The organism is Sphaerospermopsis kisseleviana CS-549 (assembly GCF_028329225.1).
GTDB lineage: Bacteria > Cyanobacteriota > Cyanobacteriia > Cyanobacteriales > Nostocaceae > Sphaerospermopsis > Sphaerospermopsis kisseleviana.
In genome coordinates this window covers 1-4,314 of record NZ_JAQMTI010000066.1, presented here as the reverse complement: position 1 = coordinate 4,314, position 4,314 = coordinate 1, and the positions used below count along the sequence as shown (strand labels likewise).

The following is a 4,314-nucleotide window of genomic DNA, read 5'->3' as shown; positions in this document are numbered from 1 at the left end:
CCCTTCGACACCGCCCTTCGACACCGCCCTTCGACACCGCCCTTCGACACCGCCCTTCGACACCGCCCTTCGACACCGCTCAGGACAGGCTCAGGACAGGCTCAGGACAGGCTCAGGACAGGCTCAGTACAAGTCGCTCAGTACAAGTGCGCTCAACACAAGTCCAGCTCCCATGTAGACGCGAAGCGGCTTCCCGAAGGGTAGATTTTACCTATTCCTAGCAAGGAACTAGAACTATGGAATAGAACCCACCAATCTTCAGTTGTCAAGGTATCGATTGCCGTTAGGCAGTTATGTTTTTATACAGGTTGATTATCTGCCCATGAAGGGGCAATCCGTTCGCCTACATCCACTGTTCCTTAGTACGATAAAGTATCAATGCCTTGCTCCGATACTTTATCTCGGTAGTTTTGGCTCACTTGATTTCCTTATAAACCTGAAGGAATGGATTAGCTCTTGCTAAAACATTTTTATCAGAATAAATGAATTTAGGCACTAGAATTAGTCACCTCACAGCGTAGTTTATATCCTGTCGGAAACTCCTATATTTGGTTATACCTATATTGTGGTCTACCTAAATATAGGCTGTTTTTAGATATAAATACTTATTTAGAGAATCCGAAAATGATTAACGTCGGTATTCTCTGTGATTATATTCACCTAAAAAAACTAAGTTATTTAAAGAATGTAAAGGGGTTAATTGATGATTAGAAAACTTTTGTAAAGTGATGCAAAATTTATCCAGATAATCTCGTTAGAGATTCTAGTTTGTTGTTATACATATAATCATAGCTTTTTCTCTTCCTGCATAGACATTGCTCCTCACACAGCCACTGCCCCTTAGAGAGTCCAATCATGCTGAAATCCCTTTTGCTGTCAGGATGGTTCCGCGTACAACCATTTTTTAAGTACGTTATCGTTGTTATATTAATTGCTCCCTTGGTAGGTGTATCAATTCACTCTAGCATAGCGAAACAATCACATTTAAAAGTAGGAAAGATTAGTACAGGAATTGGCCAATCTGATTCAAATTCCCAGGTAACGGCTATAGCTGGGAAAAATGATTTAAAGATAGGTAAAGTCAACTCCTTGGAAGCAAAATTTGGGAACTTTGGATCAGTAAACAAGCCTGTGAGTCAAGCAAAACAAGTATTACAGGCTGATAAAATTAATTCTGGGGCAGGACAACAAAATCAGCACTCAAATAGTAATTTACCTGTCAGCGATATTTTAGCGGTAGTAAAACAGGAAAACTTAGCAAAAATACCTACTAGTCAGAGAGATTTAATTCAAAAATTAAAAGATGTTAAGAGCCAGGCTTTACAGGGTGAGGTAAATTCTTTAGAACGTGCGAGTTTAGAGAATGAGGTATTAAAAACATCTGCAAGCACATCAAATATTAGAGAACCACAGGCATCCACAATGATGGAAATACCTGTAAATGAACAGCAACAGCAGTACGATACAGTACCAGATGATCCCATAAATAGTCCTCATCCAATTCCTTGGAAATGGATCATGATGACTCAAGAAGCTATAGGTGGTAAAGGGGGTTCTGGAGTGCGGCACTATCGCAGTATACCAGTGGTTTCTCCTGATGGTAGGTATGCGGTTTATAGCCGAGTGCAACTGGAAATACAACCGGAAATGCACAACAGCCGAGTTACCAGCTTGTTGTTTATCGAAGATCGGCAAACCAAGAGACTGCGGGTGATGTCAAAAACTGCTGCTGTTGGCGATCCCCTGTTAGATCAACAGATTTCAGATCAAGCTGATACCCAAGGGAAAATAGAGGTATTAGTTCCGGTTAGTTGGTCCGAAAAAGGCGATCGCTTTTTAGCCCGCAAATTTGTAGGTATGTTCAACACAGCAGACCTGACAGATCATGCAGTAATTTGGGAACGGCAAGAAAATCATACTCAAACCGTTGCTCCTGCCCAAGGAGAAGATGAGCATGAGAAAATAGCAATCTTGTTAGGGTGGAGTAAAAAACAACCTGATCACGTGCTATTCCGTGCGGGTGAACTAGGGGAAGAAAATTGGCCTTTGGTACAAGTTGCCAGTGATGGCAAAACTATCAATGTCAGCAACGACGGTGATCAACCTGTGACTTTTGGGACAAGAGATAGACAGGTTTGGGCAGAACCTCAAGTTGCGTCTAGATAGTTAGTCAGGAGATCAAGGAGTCAGGAGTCAGGAGGCAGAAGAAGCTGGGGGGAAGGGGGCCCTCCTCACAGGGGTAGGTTTTTAATATTAACTGTGAAGGCAGGACCAGGAAGACAAGGTGGGAAGGTAGACAAGGAAGATTTGATACGCACAACAGTATTTTGACGGACTTTTTTGGTTACCAAGAGCATCTGATTTTGTACGGTTTTCCTCCCTTGTCCACTGTCCTTCCAAGTCATCCAAGTCTTGCCCTCACGACAATGTAAAAAACCTACCCTTGTGAGAGGGGGCCCTCACAGGGGTAGGTTTTTAATATTATCTGTTGAGGCAGGACCTGGAAGACAAGGAGGGAAAGTAGACAAGGAAGATTTTATACAAAAAATGTACTTCGGATTCGCTCAGTACAAGGTCTGTTTAGCCTCAATTTGTGTTACCAATTGTACATTTTTGTTACGTATTTCCTCCCTTGTCACCTTGTCTGCCTTGTCCTCCAAGTCTTGCCCTGACGACAATGTAAAATACCTACCCTTGTGAGGGAAGGGGGCCCCAAATAGTGATTTTCTCGTCACGGATTAGTTGTGCCCATTTCACGGGATTTAGTGCTTCTGAAGCCTCGGGTATGACAATGGTTCCCCCAGCTGCCAGTATCCCGAAAATGTCATAAACTGACATATCGTGATTGAGTGCAGTCAAAGCTAAAACTCGGTCTTCACAACTGACGTTAAAGTAGTTGTTGGTACAGATTATGGCATTAACCGCAGCCTGATGAGTAATCATTACTCCCTTGGGCAATCCAGTGGAGCCAGAGGTATAGATGACGTAGGCTATATCTTCTGGTTGTTGTAGGGAATCTAACGGTTGGTCACTGTCATTTGCCAATTCTTCGCTATTTATGCACAATATTTGCCTGCTTTCTGTCCAATCTAAGTTTTCTTTTAACCAAGACTGAGTTAGTACAAACCGAACTTCCCCATTGTCTAATAAGTATAGAAGGCGCTCCCTGGGAATTTTTGCATCAATAGGCAAATAAGCAGAACCAGCAGCTAAAATTCCCAAAACGGCTACAACCTGTTCCCATCCCTTCTCCATAACTACAGCTACTAACTCGTTGGGACGGTTACCTCGCTTACGCAGCCAATGAGCAACTTGATTAGCGCGACAGAACAACTCCTCATAGCTCAGTGTGTCGGCAGAGGAAATCACAGCAGTCCGATGGGGTTGCGCTGATACTTGTGCAGTAAATAAGGTTTGGAGCAATTGCTGAGGAATGGGAGCTACAGTGGCATTAATAACCTCTCGCTGCTGAAGTTCAGACGCTGGCATTAATTGTTGTGCAGTTTGTTGCCAGTTTTGATGCCAGGTTTTCTCCTCATTGGCCAGACACTCCAGTTGACGAGACAAGGCATCAAACATATTGTCCAAAAGCCCACCAGGGAAGAGTTCTTCTACTGCATCCAAATCAAAATGTAGAGTTCCAGCTATCTCCCTCTAAAGCCGCTTCATTGTGCGGCGGTAGCTGAAAATTAGTAGGTGGGTCTTTCACGGTTAACATTGGCGACATTAACAATTAATAATGTGAAAATAGCACTTTCTTTTCAAATCCTAATGCCTGACACGGCATTTTGAACCAATAGGTAATGAATGGTTATTTTCCTTAAAAATATTGTTTAGCTTTGAAGTTCTAGATCTCAAATAACTTCTGAGACTGCAATATCTGTGGAATTTGGCTTATCTATATTTTGACTACTATTATTTTTAGAAATTGCGTCTTCCACAAGTCTTGCTACCCATTCTATTACCGCTAAATCTGATTGTTTAGCAGCGTCTTGTATTAATGGTTGCAAGCGTGATGGAAGTTGTAAGGTGAGGTTGAAAGTTTCTCGTAATGGTACTGACTTGTTTCTAATTTCAGATGATTCTCCAAAGCGATAAGTCCAGTATTCACATTCAGCACCCCGTTGGTTGCCATCTTTTTCAACAAAGCTTAATTTACCAAGCTGATAACAATTAGGACTTACGCAACTGGCACAAGCGATGGTGCGGCTACGCTGCACCGAGCGCCTAAAGACTAAACCATTGACATAGCAATATCTGGACGTTTTAGTTGTCCTATTAAATAATTAGAAAGCAAATTATGCTTAATTTGAT

At 42.3% G+C, this 4,314-nt stretch carries 3 protein-coding genes; 1 reads left to right on the top strand and 2 read right to left on the bottom strand.

The window, feature by feature from the left end:
* The first annotated feature begins 855 nt into the window (after positions 1-855).
* Positions 856-2,166 carry a hypothetical protein gene (locus PN497_RS04740; protein WP_096566426.1) on the top strand — a complete coding sequence of 437 codons (1,311 nt, stop codon included), beginning with the start codon at positions 856-858 and terminating at the stop codon, positions 2,164-2,166.
* A gap of 522 nt (positions 2,167-2,688) precedes the next feature.
* On the opposite strand, the gene PN497_RS04735 is transcribed toward PN497_RS04740, so the two are convergent.
* Together PN497_RS04735 and PN497_RS04730 are read right to left on the bottom strand one after the other, a co-directional pair.
* Complete coding sequence (locus tag PN497_RS04735) at positions 2,689-3,567, bottom strand: AMP-binding protein (protein WP_272109719.1); 879 nt, start codon at positions 3,565-3,567, stop codon at positions 2,689-2,691.
* A 287-nt stretch (positions 3,568-3,854) separates the two neighbouring features.
* On the bottom strand, positions 3,855-4,220 hold the full coding sequence (locus PN497_RS04730; RefSeq protein WP_272109717.1) for a hypothetical protein: 366 nt from the start codon (positions 4,218-4,220) through the stop codon (positions 3,855-3,857).
* Between the last annotated feature and the right edge of the window lie 94 nt (positions 4,221-4,314).

Coding starts and splice junctions, on each gene's coding strand:
- PN497_RS04740 (WP_096566426.1), top strand. CDS start 856: ATGCTGAAATCCCTTTTGCTGTCAGGATGGTTCCGCGTACAACCATTT.